The organism is Marinomonas communis (assembly GCF_004363305.1).
Lineage (GTDB): Bacteria > Pseudomonadota > Gammaproteobacteria > Pseudomonadales > Marinomonadaceae > Marinomonas > Marinomonas communis.
Window position 1 is genome coordinate 1,261,787 of the sequence record NZ_SNZA01000001.1, and the last position, 19,863, is coordinate 1,281,649.

At 45.7% G+C, this 19,863-nt stretch carries 14 protein-coding genes; 2 read left to right on the forward strand and 12 right to left on the reverse strand.

Features of this window, described 5'->3' with window-relative positions:
• Positions 1-145: 145 nt before the first annotated feature.
• Positions 146-1,417 (forward strand): aromatic ring-hydroxylating oxygenase subunit alpha, encoded by a 1,272-nt coding sequence (locus C8D85_RS05935; RefSeq protein ID WP_133560544.1) that lies wholly within the window; start codon positions 146-148, stop codon positions 1,415-1,417.
• A gap of 55 nt (positions 1,418-1,472) precedes the next feature.
• On the opposite strand, the gene C8D85_RS05940 is transcribed toward C8D85_RS05935, so the two are convergent.
• The 12 genes from C8D85_RS05940 to C8D85_RS05995 form a co-directional block, all read right to left on the reverse strand.
• Positions 1,473-3,455 (reverse strand): cache domain-containing protein, encoded by a 1,983-nt coding sequence (locus tag C8D85_RS05940; protein WP_133560546.1) that lies wholly within the window; start codon positions 3,453-3,455, stop codon positions 1,473-1,475.
• A 250-nt stretch (positions 3,456-3,705) separates the two neighbouring features.
• Positions 3,706-5,562 (reverse strand): Lnb N-terminal periplasmic domain-containing protein, encoded by a 1,857-nt coding sequence (locus C8D85_RS05945; protein ID WP_133560548.1) that lies wholly within the window; start codon positions 5,560-5,562, stop codon positions 3,706-3,708.
• A gap of 63 nt (positions 5,563-5,625) precedes the next feature.
• Positions 5,626-6,105 (reverse strand): DUF3015 domain-containing protein, encoded by a 480-nt coding sequence (locus C8D85_RS05950; RefSeq protein ID WP_133560551.1) that lies wholly within the window; start codon positions 6,103-6,105, stop codon positions 5,626-5,628.
• Between the two features lie 213 nt (positions 6,106-6,318).
• On the reverse strand, positions 6,319-7,884 hold the full coding sequence (locus C8D85_RS05955; RefSeq protein ID WP_244936917.1) for a BCCT family transporter: 1,566 nt from the start codon (positions 7,882-7,884) through the stop codon (positions 6,319-6,321).
• A 449-nt stretch (positions 7,885-8,333) separates the two neighbouring features.
• On the reverse strand, positions 8,334-8,573 hold the full coding sequence (locus tag C8D85_RS05960) for a hypothetical protein (protein ID WP_133560555.1): 240 nt from the start codon (positions 8,571-8,573) through the stop codon (positions 8,334-8,336).
• A gap of 95 nt (positions 8,574-8,668) precedes the next feature.
• On the reverse strand, positions 8,669-9,439 hold the full coding sequence (gene etfB / locus C8D85_RS05965; protein ID WP_133560557.1) for an electron transfer flavoprotein subunit beta: 771 nt from the start codon (positions 9,437-9,439) through the stop codon (positions 8,669-8,671).
• On the reverse strand, positions 9,429-10,688 hold the full coding sequence (gene etfA, locus C8D85_RS05970) for an electron transfer flavoprotein subunit alpha (protein WP_133560559.1): 1,260 nt from the start codon (positions 10,686-10,688) through the stop codon (positions 9,429-9,431). Before etfA ends, etfB begins: the two co-directional genes overlap by 11 nt.
• Positions 10,688-12,601, reverse strand: coding sequence for a (Fe-S)-binding protein (locus C8D85_RS05975; RefSeq protein WP_133560561.1), 1,914 nt, complete (start codon positions 12,599-12,601; stop codon positions 10,688-10,690). The genes etfA and C8D85_RS05975 overlap by 1 nt, the downstream gene beginning before the upstream one ends.
• Before the next feature lie 85 nt (positions 12,602-12,686).
• The gene (gene dgcA, locus C8D85_RS05980) at positions 12,687-14,750 is read right to left on the reverse strand and encodes a dimethylglycine demethylation protein DgcA (RefSeq protein ID WP_133560563.1); all 2,064 of its coding nucleotides are present in this window, start codon (positions 14,748-14,750) and stop codon (positions 12,687-12,689) included.
• A gap of 50 nt (positions 14,751-14,800) precedes the next feature.
• Positions 14,801-15,346: a DUF5943 domain-containing protein gene (locus C8D85_RS05985; RefSeq protein ID WP_133560565.1), complete on the reverse strand. Its 546-nt coding sequence runs from the start codon at positions 15,344-15,346 to the stop codon at positions 14,801-14,803.
• Positions 15,347-15,487: 141 nt separating this feature from the next.
• The gene (locus C8D85_RS05990) at positions 15,488-16,465 is read right to left on the reverse strand and encodes a dipeptidase (RefSeq protein WP_133560567.1); all 978 of its coding nucleotides are present in this window, start codon (positions 16,463-16,465) and stop codon (positions 15,488-15,490) included.
• Between the two features lie 194 nt (positions 16,466-16,659).
• Complete coding sequence (locus C8D85_RS05995; RefSeq protein WP_133560568.1) at positions 16,660-18,261, reverse strand: methyl-accepting chemotaxis protein; 1,602 nt, start codon at positions 18,259-18,261, stop codon at positions 16,660-16,662.
• A 201-nt stretch (positions 18,262-18,462) separates the two neighbouring features.
• Between C8D85_RS05995 and purB the strand changes: the two genes are divergently transcribed.
• Complete coding sequence (purB, locus tag C8D85_RS06000; RefSeq protein ID WP_133560570.1) at positions 18,463-19,836, forward strand: adenylosuccinate lyase; 1,374 nt, start codon at positions 18,463-18,465, stop codon at positions 19,834-19,836.
• The last annotated feature ends 27 nt before the right edge of the window (positions 19,837-19,863 follow it).

Genomic DNA, 19,863 nt, shown 5'->3' on the forward strand with positions numbered 1-19,863 from the left:
TGTTTGGTCATCTTGCAAAGCCAAACTTAGGTGACGATAGCGTCATTATTATAACGACAACGGGCCAGTCTAAACTGCCCAAGACATGTTGCTCCGACGAGGGAAACAACATTAACTCGGCTTTTGTTATTGAGGATCACTCAACATGAATCAAAATGATCTGCTAAACATGCGTTACTCTACGATTGAAGATGCGCGCGCAGAAATGTCAAAACTGTTGGAAGCTCGTCCTGCGAACCACTCTTTGGACGCTCCGCTATACAACGACCCTCACATGTTTCGCGTGGACGTAGAAGAGGTATTTCAAAAGGAATGGCTATTTGTTGGCATGACCAGCGAAATCCCTAAGCGTGGCGATTATTTCACGGTAGAAATTGCACAAAACCCTGTCATGGTGATTCGCGATGCAGATGGCTCTGTTAACGCATTCCATAACACTTGTCGCCACCGTGGTTCACGTATCTGCCTTGAGCACCGCGGCAAAGTGGCGAACCTAGTCTGCCCTTACCACCAGTGGACATATGATTTGAAAGGCAACCTGCTGTTTGCGGGAACCGAAATGGGCGATGGCTTCGATAAATCTCAGCACGGGCTGAAAAAAGCACATTGTAAAACCGCTGGCGGCTTTATCTTCGTTGCACTAGGCAAAGAAGCACCGGAAGGTGACTTTGATGAGTTTTTAGCAACGCTTGAAGAGTACATGGCTCCTTACGACGTCGAAAACACTAAATTGGCCGCTGAATCCAATATGTACGAAAAAGCTAACTGGAAGCTTGTATTGGAAAACAACCGTGAGTGTTACCACTGTGCTGGCAGCCACCCAGAATTGTTAAACACCATTCTTGAATGGGATGACACAAACGACCCACGTGCGCCACAAGATTTCTTAGATCATTATGCTGATCAAGCGGCTAAATGGGACGCAGAAGGCATCCCTCATGAGCATAAAAGCTATGGGCCAGGTAAGCGCAACCGTATCGTTCGTATGCCTCTGAAAAAAGGCACGAAGGTTATGACGATTGATGGCGAAGCGGGCTGTAAGAAAATGCTAGGTCGCATTCAAAACCCTGAGCTTGGCTCAATGCGTATCTTGCATCTACCAAACTCTTGGAACCACATGCAGTCTGATCACTTTATCGTGTTCCGCGTACTGCCAATTTCAGCTCAAGAGTCGATGGTGACAACAAAATGGTTCGTCCACAAAGACGCTGTGGAAGGCCAAGATTACGACCCAGATCGCCTGCGCCAGGTTTGGGACGCTACCAATGATCAAGACCGTATCCTTGGGGAGCAGAATCAGCTAGGCATTAACTCTATTGGTTATCAGCCAGGCCCATACTCTGAAACCTATGAATTCGGTGTGATGAACTTCCTAGAATGGTACTCAGATACCATTCAGAAAAATCTTAAGAAATAACCTACCCACAAAAAAGCCAGCTCAATGCTGGCTTTTCTCATCATACAGTTTTTTGCTAACAAGGCTGCATGACCCAAGCTAAGATAGGATCGGTATAGCCGTCGTCATTCTTGAACTCTCGATAGCCTTTAGATAAGGCTACCCCCATGAGATAGTATTGGGATTCGTACTCATAAACCACTGATAAACTCCCCTGCTCTTGCAATACCTGTAAATCAACATCAGGAAAAAACAAATCCCCCACCTGAAAACGATTATCACTGGATGAAATGACTTGCCCTTCATCATTCGTAAACACTGCAAATGCTTGATCACCTTGGGGGTTCTCGTCGGATGAAAGCACATCTTGAAGAATGGCGCGAAACTCTACTGTGGCATCAAACACCGTCCCAATCCCGCCAATCACTTGGTCTTTATGCTCTGGATGTCGAATCGCACCATTGTAAATATAGGTGGACTGATCATCATAGCGCTCAGACGGTACAAAGTTCGATACGGAATATTCTTGTAAATCTTTTAAAGCCAAGGTCTCTACAGCAGCGGCCGACTCGGGAACATGTTTGCCATGACAGCTTTCAATATCTAAAGAAGAAGTCACATATTGCTTTTTCTCATCGAAAACGTACAAGTCGTGATACACCGTATACAAGCCGTGAATATCCTTTAGGATCGCACTAATCTGCTCAGTGTTAACCGGTTGCTCCAATAGCGCCAAACCAATACGCGAATCCAATGCCCACCAGCGACAATCATTCGCTCGTTCATATAAGTTTCGATCTAAAACATCCACTGCTAACTCGGCTTGTAAACGTGTTTCATCCAGCTGCGTTGACAGAATAGTAGAAAATAACGACTCAATAGAGTCTGCAAAAACGGAGTCGATATCGCGTCCAATGTTTTTAATCGCCTCTAGCACAGGCATAAACTCAGCAGAATCATTACGTGCGGCAGTAATCACACCATTAAGCACGATGAGCTCTAAGTCATTATTAATCAGAGTGGAGCGATCTCGAATATCCAACAGGTCTGGTGAGAATATGCCGGATAACTTCTTTAAAGGAGGTAATTCATTGAAATCCACCTCCCCTGCATCAGACTTACTTTTGAGGACAGACATAGGCATGAGTGCACAGGCACGCCAGCCTTCTGGCCCCATGTATTCTTGATAGGCATTTCCTTGAGTATTAATCAGCAGCATTTCTTGCCCATCATAATGCCATACCGAAATGTCGTCATGAATCGGAAGCTGGGTAATATAACTACGACCAAATTGATTCTTTTGGAAAATCACTTTGCCAGAGGCATCAGTCAACACGTACATGGTTGGATCATCGGCAGTAATCAGGGTATCGAAAATGGCATGCATTTCGTTTCTAAAACGAAAACACAGAACAACCACACCCACAACCTTTCCTTGATACATTACGCTGTGAGCATAAAACAGATGCTCATTAGCATCATCAATGAGGGGAGAAACACCAAAATATTCAACGTACTGCGAAGGTTGCCCTAGAGCTTGGTCAACCAACGGCTCTTGAACTGTGCGACGGCTGTTTTGGCTAAGCTGAAACACTACTTCCCCAGACGGTTTAAGCAATATGGCGTCGTTATACACCGTATATTTATCAACGTAATTCTGAAGATGCTGACGGATACCTAAGCGCTGCTCTTCTGTCGACTCAGAGCTGTTGAGGAAAGCTCCGACCATTGGATCATCACTTAAAAAACCAATGTCCGCCGTTCGCTCAAATAAGTTTCGGATCAATACATCAATCGCCATTTGGCAACGAGTCTGGTGATGCAAAACGGCCTTGCGTCCATGTTGCTGAATTAAGCTTTGGATCAAACTGTCTTGTAAGCGATGAAACCGGGTTCTTGCACTGTCCATATCGTCTAAGATAGTGGCAGCGACATCTAAACTGTTTATCTTCCCTAATAAAGCAATTCGCCCCCACCAACTACTTAAAGACTTAAGGTTCTTTTCATAGTAATTCACATCGTAAATCAGGGATTTCAGCTTATGTTCATGTGTAGACAAGAAAGTTTCCACAAGGCACTCCATTCATTAATTAGCTTCTGCTACTTAACGCAAACTCCTTGCCATTAGCGCTCAAAACGATTCAGATAAAGTTTATTAAAATCAGCAAGCTACAAAAAAACACAAGACACTTACATTCTGAAACAGCACCAAGATAAAACAGTTTTCGGATAACTGTTTTATCTTGCACCAGCTGAAAGCATACTCTATACGTTTGCCCTATTGAGCAGGCATTATTGAGAATCGTGAATTAGAAGTAATAAAAGGTGGACAGCTGACTAATCGCTTCATGCTTATGGTCAATCTCTAAATACTGATAAGAAGCTCGCCATTGCCAGTCTTTAGCAAACTGATAACTCAAACCAACACTAGCCTCTTGTCTCACTGAATCGTGTTTATTTGGATTAATTAGATACTGATAACTAGCTAACATACTTGTTTTCTCTCTATTCCAAACCCACTTTAACTCAGGTCCAGCTTCCATCACATAGCCCTTATCGAAGTCATTATCTAGCGAGAGTCGTCCATTCAAAAAGCCTGCTAACAACGAATGCGAAGTGAATTGCTTTGTAATACCTGCGCCGCCATGAGCACGATATATTAATTCATCTTGATAGAGCACATCACGCAACAAACTGACGTTGATATGCCATGATTTAGGTGTCATTAGCGCATTAGTGGGTGCCATTGAATGAATGTTAACGATATTAAAATGATTAAGCTGAAGATCTTCATCATCAAAGCGAAGTGAGCCACTGAACATAGACAGCTCAGCGCCTTTTAGGTATCCACCTTGTGGGTCTAAAACATCATGAAACGAAGGCCGATAGTCGATCACACCATAGTTTTGATCATTCTGACGTAATGCCGCAATGCCTATGCGAGCAGTTTCATGGCCCTGGTCATCACGTAAAAGTGGTTTTTCAACTGGAGAAAAAATACTTGAAGCACTCAACTTACTTCTAAGAGATAAGAGCTTAATTGAGCGTGAATTGAGATGCTTTAGCGTTGACTTTTTACGAGCTGAGAGATAACGGCTGTATTCATATGCGATATCAAGGGTTTTAGCCTGATCAACCGTACTTAATTCATTTAATTCAGCTAAATCTAGACTTGGGAGCTCAACTAAGCGCTTCGCTATAGCGATGTTATGCTGATCAACTTGTTTCAGCATATTCTGAATATTGTTCAATGATGAAGAACGATAAGTTGCCTCACCTAATACCCCTTGGGCTTTAATTTCTCTAACCGTATCAGCAGGTATGGCCCATAACGAGAATTGACTCGCTAGATTGAGTCTAGGACTTGCAGCATCCAGCATAGTCAAAAGCTGGTAAGAGCAATTTTGAGAAAAGAAATAATACGGCATAGAGGTACTTTTCATTTCCCAAATATGACGAATAAACTGATCAACTTCTTGATCTGTCAGTAATAACTCATATTCCCAGATATCCCTATTTTCAAGGAAATTATATTCTTTCACTTTCTGGTAATATGGCATTACAGACACCACACCAGGATAACCACCAGTCAATCCTTTATAGCTAAAAACTAGCTGATTATCATTAGGGTCTGTATTAGCCGCATAGTTTATGGCGAAATCTAATAGTGGTGTGTCGTTATCCTGCTTTTTAACTCGAAACAATGTATGTCCATACATTGAAGATGGACTGTTTAAATAAGCCGAAGGAAACACTAAATAGACTTTTTCAGCATCAATCTGTGCTTTCCACTCGTTAAATTCAGGGCAGTTAATTTCGAAAAAATTAGAGTCTGGCAACTTAGTTTGTAACCATGCCAATCGTCCTGGAAAACGACACTGCGCAGTATTATTAGGATCATCTAGGGTAGGTGCTTGCTGAAAAGCATTGATCGTCGCGATAAGCTCATCTTTTGCTGAAAGATGGCCAGTTGAAGCTAAGAAAAAAGTACTATCTTCGATCTGACTACCTTGCTGCTTAACAACACCAATTTGCTCGTAATGAAGCATGCTGAGCCATTGACGATCATTCGCCAGCTGCTCAATTTGAGCGTCAGGTAAAACATTTGAATAAGCTTGATTCGTAACAAAAACAGATAGAGCTGAAAAAATAAGAAGAGAACGCATAAAAGTCCATTTCAATAAAAAAGAGCGGACAAGCCGCTCTTCTATTCAATCAAAGCGAAAGAATTAACCTAGGTACTTAGCAAGTACAGGTGAACGCTCCATCACTTTAACGATATCTTGGTATGCTGATTCAGACGTTACGTCTGCCGAAGCAAAAATCACATCAAAGTTTGCTTGGATTTCTTGGTTGAAATCTGCTTTATCTGCAGCGTCTACACCAATTAGCTCAGCAAGAGCATTTAGTGTCTCACCTTCGCCTTTAGCAGAATCAACTGCAAGAGGCTCAAGGTTGTCATTGATGAATAGCGCAACGCCGCCAGCAAGAGGAGCATCAGGGATATCACAACCCAAAGTACCTGACGTCATACCGAAAGTTTGGTTGCCTGACGTGCCGTTTGTCGTCGCAGCAAGAACATGCTCGTGCCATTCGTTAGCGTCCTTGAAGATTACTTCAGAACCAAGACCACAACCTGCTGGACCGTATGCAGCAAAAGAAGAGACAGAAGCCGTAGCTAACACTGCAGATAAGATAATTTTTTTCATATCAATTCCTAGAATTCCATTTAATGAAAATATTTTTTATTAAGCGTCCCGGCAATCCCATAAGAAATACCAAAAGAGCATGCAAATAATAGCAACTCGTTAATTTTTCTGAAACAAAATTAACTATGCATAATGGGTAATTATAAAAAAACCGCGCCAGCAAAGCTAACGCGGTTCTCTTTAGAAGCTTACTGAGTAAGTTATAAACTTAGCTTAGTAAAGCTCTGAACGTAGACCTTTGTAAATGCTTACACACATCAACAGTAGGATAACAGTGAATGGTAGACCTGTTGTTACTGCACCAGCCTGTAGTGAGCTTAGTGCTTCAGAACCACCACCGAACAATAGCACGCCTGCGATTAGACCAACCATCGATGCCCAGAAGATACGCTGTGGCACAGGTGTTTCCACTTTACCACCAGCAGTAATCGAGTCGATTACCAGCGAACCAGAATCAGATGATGTAATGAAGAATACCAATACCAAGATGATCGCAACAATTGACGTCAGAGTACTAAGTGGTAGATTTTCAAGCATCTGGAACATCGCACTGGATACATCACCTAGGCCGCCGGCTAGAGCACCGACGCCGCCTTGTACTTGATCTATCGCTTGGCCACCAAAAGCAGACATCCAAATAATAGATACCAACGTTGGCACCAACAATACTGCGATCATGAATTCGCGAACCGTACGGCCTTTTGAAACACGTGCAATGAACATACCTACGAATGGCGACCAGCTCACCCACCATGCCCAGTAGAATACTGTCCAGCCTTCATAGAATTTGTTGTCGTCGCGACCAATCCAGTTACTAAGCGGAATAATGTATTCGACGTAAGAAACTGTGGTGCTAAATAGGTGACCGAAGAAACCAATCAGTGATCCGAAGATAGCTACAAATAATACTAAAACGGCAGCCAATGTCATGTTGATATTACTCAACACTTTTACACCGCCATCAAGGCCACGCATGACCGATAGCACAGCAATACTTGTCACAACGATGATGATGCCGATCTGAGTTGAAATGGTATTCTCAACACCAAACAGGAAGTTCAAACCACCTGCGGCTTGTGTCGCACCTAGGCCAAGGGATGTTGCCAAACCAAAGATTGTAGCAATGACCGCAATGATATCGATGACATGGCCGATTGGTCCCCAGCAACGCTCACCCAGTAGTGGGTAGAATGCTGAACGGATCGTTAATGGCAAGCCTTTGTTGAATGAGAAGAATGCCAGTGCTAGCGCCACAACACCGTAGATCGCCCATGGGTGTAAACCCCAGTGGAACATGGTTGCGCCCATGGCAGCAGAAGCGGCCTCATCTGTGCGAGCTTCAACATTAAGTGGCGTTCCCCACCAGTCGGTAAAGTAAGCCACAGGCTCAGCTACAGACCAGAACATCAAACCGATACCCATACCCGCTGCAAACAACATTGAGAACCAAGATAATGTTGTAAACTCAGGGCGAGCTTCACTACCACCTAAACGCACTTTACCAACAGGCAACAGAATCAAAGCCAAACAGAACAGTACGAAAATGTTCCCGCCTATCATAAACAACCAGTCAAAGGACTCGATTGACCAACCTTTCGCACCGTTTAACCACTCTTTCGCTGCTGCAGGGAAAAGTAGCGCAAATGCAATAAAGCCGATAATCACTAATGCACTTGTCGTAAACACAGGGTTGTTAACATCCATCCCTAATATCTGGACGTTATCCTGCCCCGCTTTATAGTCGGACGTGTAATCCGTCGACTTTGGGCGTCTCTTCATTTTTGGATCCATTAAGTTACTCCACCTAGTTGAATCAACAACCGCTCACCTAGACACACCAGCATTCGAGTCTAGGTGAACAGTCACTGTTTTATATAATAGTTTTAGTCTTAAACTCTGATTATGAGCTTATTCACGAGCGCACATTTTTTGCACCGTACATTGATAGTACGACGACTATTTGCTTACTTGGTGTCCAAATACGACAGCGTTTGAACACATAATGACCACTTACGACGACCATTGACTTTAAGCATAGACACTAAAATCAACCCAATTTACGGGCGCTTCTTCATGGGGCAAAGCCCGTTTCCTACTGTTCGAACAGTCTTTTTTTGCTCTAAAATAAAGCATAGAAAACAGGATGTTAAGGGAAGAAAGGATTTTTTTATTGTTTGAATGCTTTACGCCTTAAATATAAGAAAATGCTAATTTCTTATCAGAAAAGATTAATCGTTTTGTAACAGGCGCGTCATGACTTGATGAACTTCAGGTAAGATTGTAGCTTGAGTTGCAATTAATTCATCTACCGCTGATTTCAATACAGAGATGTTATTGGGATTTGAGGCTAACCAATCTTTGGTTGTTTGCTCCGTCGCGGCCAACGTTTGACAGTCTTTGGCAGGTACGCCGATCCCTAGCATTTTTTCTTTGAAGTCCACTTCATCAATCAAATCTACAATCATCATGGTCCATTACTCTCTATATCTTGACGGGATAGTAGCTTAGAAAGGTAACGTAAATTAAAGGGAATGGATAGACGCCATTCCCTTTAATAATGGGGCTAGCGAATCACTTTCTCTTCAATTAATAAGTCAAAGATCGCTTGCGCTTTTTCTTGAGCAGACTCGTTCTTCATCACTTTACCTAAACCACCTTGAGGCTTCGCAGTAGCTGCTTTGAAGCGGTCTGCTGCCGTTTTAGCTTTGACAACTTTCAGACGCTTAGGACGGGCTTTCGCTGGCGCTTCGCTCCAGTTAACACGAACGTTATCTTCTTCTGTTGAGCCAGTTTGCGTATCCATTTTTGCACGAAGACCAGGACCGAATGCACTTTGACGAGCCGCTTGCGCCGCATTATCAATGGAGGCAATAAACGGCAGCTTAACCGTTACTTGACGACGCTGACCTCGTGGAAGCGCCAGTAGCACCTGCGCTTCGCCATCTTTGATTTCAACGATATCCGCCACACGAGCAACAATAGGCCAACCTAGTTGCTCAGCAAGAAGGTAAGGCGTCATACCCGACGACTCGCCACTTTCAGAGCGAACACCAGTTAACACGATATCTGCTTTTTCTGCTTTTAAGTAGCTCGACAATGCAGGAATTGCGTCTGCAGTTTCGGTTTGCTCAAGCACGGTAACCTTTTGCAGTCCCATACCCGCGTATTGGCGAAGTACTGGCTCTTCTGCATTACCCGCATGAACGACATCTAAATCTGTTCCAGCAAGCTTAAGACCAAGCTCAACAGCACGACTGTCCTGGTCAGCACGGCGCGAACGACCTGATTGAGGGTGACGACCGACAGAGATTAAAGAAATGACTTTATGCGGCATTGCTATTCTCCTCCGCTTGATCGCTTAGGCTTGTTTGTTTGTGCTCAGCAACTAGTTTCATCAATTCAGCAAGAATTTCTTCACTGTCACCAATAACACTCAGCGCAGCACGTTTCACCATGTCACAGCCCGCATCCGTGTTGATAGCAACCACTTTATCTACTTGACCGATACCCTGCATATGCTGAATCGCACCAGAGATACCCACTGCCACGTATACTCGCGCCGTAACCCAAGTACCCGTCGCACCCACCTGACGTGAACGCGGCATAAAGCCATCATCGACCGCCACACGGCTGGCACCTTCTGTTGCACCCAACACTTTCGATGCTTCATGGAACTGATCCCAGTTATGGATACCGTTGCCCGCAGACAAGATAAACTCAGCCTCAGCCATTGGAATCGCGTTTGGATCCACAGCTATTAGACCTTTATCTTTGATCGTTGCAGCAGCAACAGATACATCATCCAAAAACATTGGTGTCGCTTCATGACGCGTTTCGTCAATGGCGTCAGCACATTCTTCAAGCAGCATCAGAATTTTAGGTGTTTGACGCGTGATGTCTAAGCTCGCAGAAGCACCACGGCTTACGCTTTGCTCAGCATTGACTTGCCATGCCTGTGTCGCTGGACGCTCACCTAAACGAGCAGCCAAACGAGAAGCTAGATCACAACCACCGTGGATGCTGTCTGGAAATAACCAGTGCTTAACACTGTATTGCGCTTCCACTTTAGTCAGTGCTTGTACTCGCGCTTCAGGAGCATAGCCTTCAAAGGCTTCACCTTCGATATGTAACACGCGGTCAACGCCTGCTGTATCAAAGTTATCTTCTTTCACTTCACCGAAGCACACAGCAACAACAGCACCATTACCGCCTTGCTCTACGATCAGCTTGTGCGCAAGACCAAGGATATCTTTATCGTGTCCAGTTAGACGACCACCGACCATATCCGCAACCATCATGATGTAGTAATCAGGGCTATCCACTTTATGCAGAGGCAATTGAACCTCTTGCGCTGCAGCAGAACGCTTACCTTTCGGTGCGGTTGCGTTACCTTTAAGACGGTCAATACGTTTAATACCGTTCGGACCGATAAAGCCAACTTTATGCGGGAACTTACGAATCAAGCCAGATGGGCCGCGAACTTCGCCACCCTCTTCTTGACTTGCGTATTGCTCATGTAGTGGGTGCAGACGGTTACGCATAATCCATTCTGCACGTGGGTCACGACGAATGATGTCACTCATTAGTGAACCTCCTCAATCAATTGATCCACTAGGATTTCAGAGATGTCTTTCACTTGTGGACGAGGTTCAACAACCCCCTCAAGCATAGCGGTACATTGCTGACAACCTACTGCCACAAGCTCAGCCCCCGTAGCGCTCGCATCTTCCATACGCATATCGGCGATACGACGTTCACCTGGGATATCCGTGATCGGTGCGCCACCGCCACCGCCACAACAACGTGAGCGGAAACCAGAGCGTTCCATTTCAGCGATTTCAATACCCAAAGAACGTAATAGATCACGTGGCGCTTTGTACTCACCGTTGTATCGACCTAGGTAGCAAGGATCATGGTAAGTCACTTTACCACCCTTGAAAGCGTCAAGTTTAAGCGCGCCAGACTGAACGAGTTGGTTCAAGAAGGTCGTGTGGTGCAACACTTCAACACCAGCCAAAGCACCGTCTTTATCAAAGTCAGCGTATTCATTTCGCAGACAATGGTAAGCGTGCGGATCGGTCGTTACGATCTTGTTGAACTTGTATTGGCCTAGCGTTGCCAAGTTGCGTTTCGCAAGGCTTTGGAATGTCGCATCATCACCTAGACGACGAGCTACGTCACCACTGTCACGCTCTTCGTCACCAAGGATCGCTACATCAACGTCAGCAGCTTTCATCAGTTTCACGAAGGCACGTAGAATACGCTGGCTACGCATATCAAAAGCACCGTCAGACACCCAGAATAGAACGTCGACTTCTTTCTTGTCTTTCATGACCGCAAGGTTTTGGTCAGCCGCCCAGTTAGTACGGCTACCAGGAGCGTAACCACCAGGGTTGTCCGTTGCGATGATGTTTTCTAGAACTTCAGAGCCTTTGTTTGGCGTTTCGCCTTTTTCCATGGTTAGGAAACGACGCATGTCAACGATGGCATCGACATGCTCGATCATCATCGGACACTCTTCCACGCAGGCACGGCAAGTGGTACATGACCAAAGGGTTTCTTGGCTCACAAGACCCGCTGTAATGATCTCGTTTGGGCTGCCTTTCGCCTGCCCCACTTCTTTACCTGGATAAGGAGAACCTGCGTAATTCGCATCGCTACCACCAGCAAGCCCCACCACCATATCTTGAATCAGTTTTTTCGGGTTAAGCGGCTGGCCTGCAGCAAACGCAGGACACATTGCCTGACACTTACCACACTGTACACAGGCATCAAACCCTAGCAGCTGATTCCATTTAAAGTCACTTGGCTTGGCAACACCAATCACCGACGCATCAAGATTCGCAGGCTTAAGCCCCGTTGAACGCCCACCACCGAAGCGCTCTGGACGACGGTGAAACGCTAGGTGAAGCGCACCTGCAAAGGCGTGCTTCATTGGGCCACCCCAGCCCATGCCAAATAACAATTCGCCAAGACCAATCACGATACCAACACTTAGCACTGCAATAAGCAATACACCACCGGTTCCATCTGGGAGGATGCCTGCCGCAGGAAGTGTTAGAACGATGAACGTTAAAGCAAATGTAATTAAGCTTTTTGGCAAGCGCATCCAAGGGCCTTTTGAAAGGCGCTCAGGTGGATTCAATCGACGCTTGAAGACAAAAAAGGCACCCACAAGCATTAGTAATAACGCGCCAAGCAAAGCCCAAGCAACGATCTGTTCCTCTACTTTGAATACGTGTACCACTAATACCAGCACCATAGATAGGACAAAACCACCACCGGTTGCAACGTGGGTTTTCGACATGTATTTGTCGCGCTCTACCACGTGGTGCAAATCTTTCAGGTAGCGCCCCGGCATCGCCATAAGACCAGCGATAATATTGACTTTTTCTGGTTGTCCCGCGCGCCATAGACTCGCTCGGCGAAGCATGCCAATTACGCCTAATAGCAACAGCACAACAATTAGAATAGAAGGTAACCAGTCGATAACCATCTTTCACCCCATGTAACATTAAAGAGGCGGCGTAGTGCCGCCTCTTGGGTTCAGTATTTTGGTTTAGTTTTGAATGGCTAAACGGTTAAAGGTCTTTACACAGACGCAAAGCATCGTACATCGCCGCGTGAGTGTTACGCTGAGACACACAGTCACCTAGGCGCCATAGGATCATGCCATCACCACTTTCAGAAAGAATTGGCTGTGGTTTGATGTCGAACAAAGCCTCCACATCAATCTGTCCCTTGTTGCGAGATTCACCTTTAAGCTCGTAGTACAACTCTTCATTTGGACGAGTTCCGTTTTCGATAACAACTTGGTCTACCACACGCTCTTCACGTTGACCTGTGTACTCGTTCTCAAGTACCGCCACTAAGCTGTCACCCTCGCGATATACTTTTTCCAACAAGAAGTCAGAGGTCATGATGACTTCTTTCTCATATAACGAACGGTAGTAAGTTGGGAAGGTCGTACCACCGATGCCAACACCCGGCTTAATATCATCGGTTACAAGCTCAACTAAAGAGCCTTTGGAGGCCAAGAAGTCTGCTGCTGACATACCAGAGAATTCACAAATGGTGTCGTAAATCAGGACATTTTTACCTGGCTCAACTTTGCCAGTTAACACATCCCAGCTCGACACACTCAGGCCTTCCTCTGCGCCCCATTCTGGGTTCTGCTCAACAAATGGACGACCACCCGTTGCTAAGATACAAACATCTGGTTGTAGATCACGGATTACGGATGCGTCAGCAGCAACGCCCGTTTTCACCTCTACGCCTAGACGGTCAAGTTCCATTACCAACCAACGAGTGATACCGGCGATTTGGTCACGTTGTGGTGCTTTTGATGCGATCGTGATCTGACCACCCAATTCGTCGTTACGCTCTAGCAGAGTCACCTTATGACCACGCTCAGCTGCAACACGCGCTGCTTCCATACCACCAGGGCCACCGCCCACTATGACGACGTTGCGTACTGGTCCTTCGGTTTTTTCGATAATATGAGGCATGCCCATGTATTCACGAGACGTCGCCGCGTTTTGAATACAAAGCACATCAAGACCTTGGTACTGACGGTCGATACAGTAGTTTGCACCCACACACTGACGAATCTGATCCACTTGATCCATTTTAATCTTGGCAATGAAGTGCGGGTCAGCAATGTGTGCACGAGTCATACCAACAAAGTCTACATAACCTGCTTCGATGATGCGTTTGGCTTGGTTAGGGTCTTTGATGTTCTGTGCGTGAATAACAGGAACACTAACGACTTCTTTGATACCCGCGGCCAAGTGTAGGAATGGCTCTGGTGGGTAGCTCATGTTTGGAATCACGTTTGCTAATGTGTTGTGCGTGTCACAACCAGAACCTACTACACCGAAGTAGTCGATTAGGCCAGTGTCATCGTAGTACTTAGCAATTTGCTTCATGTCGTCGTGGTTTAGACCGTCTGGGTGGAACTCGTCCCCCGTGATACGCATGCCCACAACGAAGTCTGGACCCACTTCGGCACGAACGGCTTTGGCAACCTCTAGACCGAACTTCATACGGCCTTCGAAAGTACCACCCCATTCGTCAGTACGTTTGTTGACACGTGGCGACCAGAATTGGTCAATCATGTGTTGGTGTACTGCCGACAGTTCTACACCGTCAAGGCCACCTTCTTTCGCACGACGCGCAGCTTGGGCAAAGTCGCCGATGACACGCCAGATTTCTTCCACTTCGATGGTTTTACACGTAGCACGGTGTACCGGCTCACGAATACCAGATGGCGACATTAGGTTAGGCCAGTTCTCACCGTCCCAGCGGGAGCGACGTCCCATATGGGAAATCTGAATCATGATTTTGCCGCCATGCTTATGCACAGCATCAGCTAAGTTCTGAAAATGCGGGATAATACGGTCTGTTGACAGGTTAACAGAGCTCCACCAACTCTGAGGGCTGTCAATCGAGACAACACTGGAACCACCACAGATACACAAGCCACATCCACCTTTGGCTTTTTCTTCGTAGTATTTCACATAACGATCCGTCGTCATGCCTCCATCCGTTGCGTACACTTCTGCGTGAGCCGTACTGACAATACGGTTACGAATGGTTAATTTATTAATATTTAGTGGCTGAAACAGCACATCAAACTGGGACATAGTAGAACCCCGCCTTTCTCAAACAATAGACTGACAATTTTTAGTAATAATTAAAGCGGCGTTACTTCGAAGTAACCCACATCGCAACCTTCCTCTGCTGCGCACTGTGTTTGCTCTGCTTTGGTACGAACAGCTAATCCTTGGGCTTCTGCAATCTGGTCTAAGGCACCTGCAAACCAACCAGTAAACATGTAATCAATCTTGCGATTGACTTTTTTCCCGTGGATTTTTTCATAGTGGTAAACAAAAGCTGAGTTCTCTAATCTCACTTTTGCTGTGCCTTTCTCGATGTCTAGCTCCTCGGTGATAAAGAAGCCCCAACCGCGTTGAGACAGACGTTTTAGATAGTGATGCCATACATCAGCGCCAGAAATTCCATGGCACTCTGCTTCTTGTTCACACCAGAAGTAAGCAGACTTGTAACCTGCTTTATAAAGAATCTCCGCGTATCGTTCTGCGCCAATCTCGTCTTCGATTCCCATGTGATTGTTTACAAAGAAGTGACGTGGCACATACAGCATAGGCAACGCATCCGTTGTCCAAACCCCAGTTTCATCGTCTATTTCAATTGGCATTTCAGGAGCGTGTACACCCATTTTTAAAACCTCAAATTCTGCTGTTCTGGATCGCATATCGCGTGTTAAGACATCATTTAATCAAATCGACAGACTGGTCACTTTTCCGAAATCGACTCTCTGCCCTATCGAAAAGACGTTTTTCGACACTTTGGTTAATTGTTACTCACCCCAGATTTCACGTAACAAGTTGACCCAGTTTTCACCCATGATTTTGCAGACTTGGCGTTCAGTAAAACCATGACGCAAAAGTGCTTCCGTTAGATTTGGGAACTCCCCAACCGTACGAATGCCTTTTGGATTAATGATTTCACCGAAACGTGTTAAACGGCGGGCATAGCCTTTGTCATGGGTAAGGTATTCGAAGAAGTCTTCCCCGTGGCCTTGGGTAAAGTCAGTGCCAATGCCGATCGCATCTTCACCCACAATGTTGTAGACGTATTGAATGGCTTCAACGTAATCATCGACAGTTGCGTTAACCCCTGCACGGAGGAATGGTGTGAACATGGTCACACCAACGAAGCCACCATTATCGGCGATGAACTTCAGCTCTTCGTCAGAACGGTTTCGTGGGTGCTCTTTTAGACCTGAAGGAAGGCAATGCGAGTAAGCAACAGGCTTTTTCGATTCGATGATGACTTCTTTAGCAGTATTCGGCCCCACATGAGACAGGTCGCACAGCATACCCACTCGGTTCATTTCAGCCACAATTTCACGCCCAAAACCTGATAAACCGCCATCACGCTCGTAACATCCGGTACCCACGAGGTTTTGCGTGTTGTAACACATTTGAACAATGCCAACGCCAAGGTCTTTGAACACCTGTACGTAGCCGATCTGATCTTCGAAAGCGTGGGCATTTTGGAAGCCCATCATGACCCCAGTCTTCCCTTCTTCTTTCGCACGAAGAATGTCTTTGGTTGTGTAAACTTTTGTGAGTAGATCGCTGTTGGCTTCGATTAACTGGTTCATTTCAACGATGTTGCGAACCGTGCCTTCAAAATTTTCCCAAAACGACACAGTGCAGTTTGCGGCAGTTAACTTTCCTTTCGCCATGTCTTCAAACAGTTCGCGATTCCATTTCGCACAAATTAAGCCATCGATCACAATGGCTTGATCATGTAATTCTGCTGCGTTCATCGTTTTTTCCTTTAATACAAAGATAGGATTAGGGGAAGGAAGACCTTCTGATGAACTCAGTTTATGACTAAGAAAAAAACGTTTAGAGGCTGGAAACGACTTTAGAGAGACTAAAACCGACGCTCAAATTCAAGTGTCGAAAGGCATAAGAAAGGACAAAGGCGCCTGAGCGCCTTTGTAGATAAATGAGAAGATTAAACTCGGTAGGAACTGACCATTTGGCTTAATGAAGATGCCTGATTCAGAACCGTTTTAGAAGCTTGGTTGGTTTGAGTGGCATTGACGCTGGTTGTCATAGCTTCATCACGAATCATGCGAATACGACCGTCAATGGTTTGCGCCGTTGCCGCTTGCTGCTCCATTGCCGTTGCAATTTCAGTCGCCTTCGCCGACATTCCTGAAATAGTCGACGCGATTTTCGTAAGTGCGGCTGTGGCTTCGCTGGATTTCACGACGGTTTCTTCGGCTTGTTGCTTGCTTGCCCCCATCACTTTAACCGCTTCGTGTGCGCCACCTTGCAACTTGGTGATCATGTCTTGGATTTGCTCTGTGGATTCTTGCGTGCGTTGAGCAAGAGTTCTTACTTCATCAGCTACCACTGCAAAACCACGTCCTTGCTCCCCTGCACGCGCCGCTTCAATGGCCGCATTCAAAGCCAATAAATTGGTTTGATCAGCAATATCTCGAATAACATCCAAGATCGATCCCACATCCGCCGTTTGACTCTCCAACGCCTGCAAAGCCAATGCGGCACTGTCTACCCCTTGCGCCAAACGGGTAATGGACGAAGCATTATCTGACACAATCGCCGTCACTTCTCGGGCATACACATCTGACTCTTTTGCGGCATTCGCGGTTTGGTCAGCACCCTCGGCAACATAGCGGATGGTCCCCTGCATTTCCTCTACAGCTCCAGCAATCCCTAATGTTTCGTGCTGTAACTCTTCCATGCCTAAGCGAGTTCGCTCTGAGGCTTGTAGCATTTGCTCACCGACACTGGATAGTTCATGGGACTGATTTTGCACCGTACCAATCAGGGTATTTAAATTAGCGATGAAGCGGTTAAAACTCTTAGCAACGTCTGCCAATTCATCCTTGCCAGCTTCATCTAAACGCACCGTTAAATCACGAGCGCCTTGAGCGATATCGTGAAGAGAGTGCTCCAGTTTACGAATATCAGGCAACGTACGATGACGCAAAAGCCACATTACGGAAATAATCACCAAGGCAGAAATAATGCTACTGATTAATGTCGCACGCTCAGCGGTTAAAATGTACTCAATGGAAACCACAGAGCTTTTTTCTAATTGTTGGTTTATCTCTTCAGCAATGACATTTAAAGAATCAGATAACGTTGCAGACGCATCATCTAAGCCACCTGGACCTTTCATTAGGCGATTACCGGCTTCCGTTCCCTCATTAATGTAAGCTTGCGCCATGGTGTAACCGGATTGATACAAAGCATCCAGTTGCGACTTCAGAGAAACGACTTGAGTCTGATAATCAGGAATATAAGTCACTAGCTGGTCCAAGCTTGCCTTAGCAGACACTAAACTTTGCTTGGCTTCCGAAAGGGCATCATTGTCACGGGTTGCCCCCATATCCGTTAGGAACTGTTGAATTTGGACGGTGTAATACCTAGCATCCTTCATTGCCCCCATCGCGTGGGCCAATTCAACTTCTTCCTTGATCGCATGTTCGCTCTGCTTTAATCCATACGCACTAATTGCAAACAATCCCAACAAAGCAACCACAACTATGGCAATGGCTAGGGTAAACAACCGGTTTATCGTCACAACAACTCCTAAAATGGATTCAGATTTAAGCGTGTATATATTAAGAACCCTAAAAATTCTCGCAAAGACAATAACGTATCTTTTTGTCAGTGCTATGAATTTTCGATTTCAGAATGTTAACAGTGCCTTTGCGTAGCGATTAACGGCCTATTCCCCTATAATACCCGCTCCCTGAAAAACCATGTTCGAGGCGTTTACTCAATGCAATTAACCAGCTTAAATGCGATTTCCCCGATCGACGGTCGTTACGGCTCTAAAACTAACGCGCTACGCCGCTCTGTTAGCGAGTACGGCCTATTACGTATGCGTGTTATCGTGGAAGTACGTTGGCTTCAAGCGCTCGCTGCGCACCCTGAAATTTCTGAAGTACCAGCACTTAGTGCGGAAGCAAATGCGATCCTAGATGATTTGGCTGCAAACTTCTCTGAAGCGGATGCGCAATCCATCAAAGACATCGAAAAAACGACTAACCACGATGTGAAAGCGGTTGAGTACTTCATCAAAGGCAAAATTGCAGACAACGCCGAGCTAGCAGCTGTTTCTGAGTTCGTACACTTCGCTTGTACGTCTGAAGACATCAACAACCTTTCTCACGCATTAATGCTAAACGAAGCGCTAGCTGAAGCCATCATTCCTGAGATGAAAGCGGTTCTAGCTGCAATCGAAGAATTGGCTATCGAACATGCGGAACAATCTATCCTATCTCGTACCCACGGTCAGACTGCGTCTCCAAGTACGGTAGGTAAAGAAATGGCGAACGTAGCAGCTCGTCTTGCGCGTCAAATCAAGCAAGTTGAAGCAGTTGAGTTCCTAGGTAAGATTAACGGTGCAGTAGGTAACTACAACGCTCACCTTTCTGCTTATCCTCAAGTTGACTGGCAAGCACATGCAGAGAAGTTTGTAACCTCTCTTGGCCTTACTTGGAACCCATACACCACTCAGATCGAGCCACACGATTACATCGCTGAGCTATACGATGCGATCTGTCGTTTCAATACTATCTTGATCGACTTCGACCGTGATGTTTGGGGCTACATTTCTCTAGGCTACTTCAAACAGAAAACGATCGCTGGTGAAATCGGCTCTTCAACTATGCCGCACAAAGTTAACCCAATCGACTTTGAAAACTCTGAAGGTAACTTGGGCATCGCTAATGCAATCATGGGCCACCTAAGCGCTAAGCTACCAATCTCTCGCTGGCAGCGTGACCTAACAGACTCTACGGTTCTACGTAACCTAGGTGTGGGTCTTGCACACAGCTTGATCGCTTACCAAGCGTCTCTAAAAGGCATCAGCAAACTAGAAATCAACGCTGTTCGTCTGAACGAAGACCTAAACAACTCTTGGGAAGTATTGGCAGAGCCAATTCAAACCGTGATGCGTCGCTACGGTATCGAAGCACCATACGAGAAGCTTAAAGAGCTAACTCGTGGTCGCACGATCAACCAAGAAATCATGCAAGAGTTTGTTGATAAGCTTGAACTTCCAGAGCAAGCGAAAGAAGAGCTTAAAGCACTGACTCCTTCAAACTACATTGGTAACGCCGTAGCGCAAGCGAAAGCGATTCGCGGCTAATTCAGCAACCAATGCTATTTCTTAGAT

Coding starts and splice junctions, on each gene's coding strand:
- C8D85_RS05985 (WP_133560565.1), bottom strand. CDS start 15,346: ATGGGTGTACACGCTCCTGAAATGCCAATTGAAATAGACGATGAAACT.
- C8D85_RS05990 (WP_133560567.1), bottom strand. CDS start 16,465: ATGAACGCAGCAGAATTACATGATCAAGCCATTGTGATCGATGGCTTA.
- C8D85_RS05950 (WP_133560551.1), bottom strand. CDS start 6,105: ATGAAAAAAATTATCTTATCTGCAGTGTTAGCTACGGCTTCTGTCTCT.
- purB (WP_133560570.1), top strand. CDS start 18,463: ATGCAATTAACCAGCTTAAATGCGATTTCCCCGATCGACGGTCGTTAC.
- C8D85_RS05945 (WP_133560548.1), bottom strand. CDS start 5,562: ATGCGTTCTCTTCTTATTTTTTCAGCTCTATCTGTTTTTGTTACGAAT.
- C8D85_RS05960 (WP_133560555.1), bottom strand. CDS start 8,573: ATGATGATTGTAGATTTGATTGATGAAGTGGACTTCAAAGAAAAAATG.
- etfB (WP_133560557.1), bottom strand. CDS start 9,439: ATGCCGCATAAAGTCATTTCTTTAATCTCTGTCGGTCGTCACCCTCAA.
- etfA (WP_133560559.1), bottom strand. CDS start 10,688: ATGAGTGACATCATTCGTCGTGACCCACGTGCAGAATGGATTATGCGT.
- C8D85_RS05975 (WP_133560561.1), bottom strand. CDS start 12,601: ATGGTTATCGACTGGTTACCTTCTATTCTAATTGTTGTGCTGTTGCTA.
- dgcA (WP_133560563.1), bottom strand. CDS start 14,750: ATGTCCCAGTTTGATGTGCTGTTTCAGCCACTAAATATTAATAAATTA.
- C8D85_RS05935 (WP_133560544.1), top strand. CDS start 146: ATGAATCAAAATGATCTGCTAAACATGCGTTACTCTACGATTGAAGAT.
- C8D85_RS05955 (WP_244936917.1), bottom strand. CDS start 7,884: ATGAAGAGACGCCCAAAGTCGACGGATTACACGTCCGACTATAAAGCG.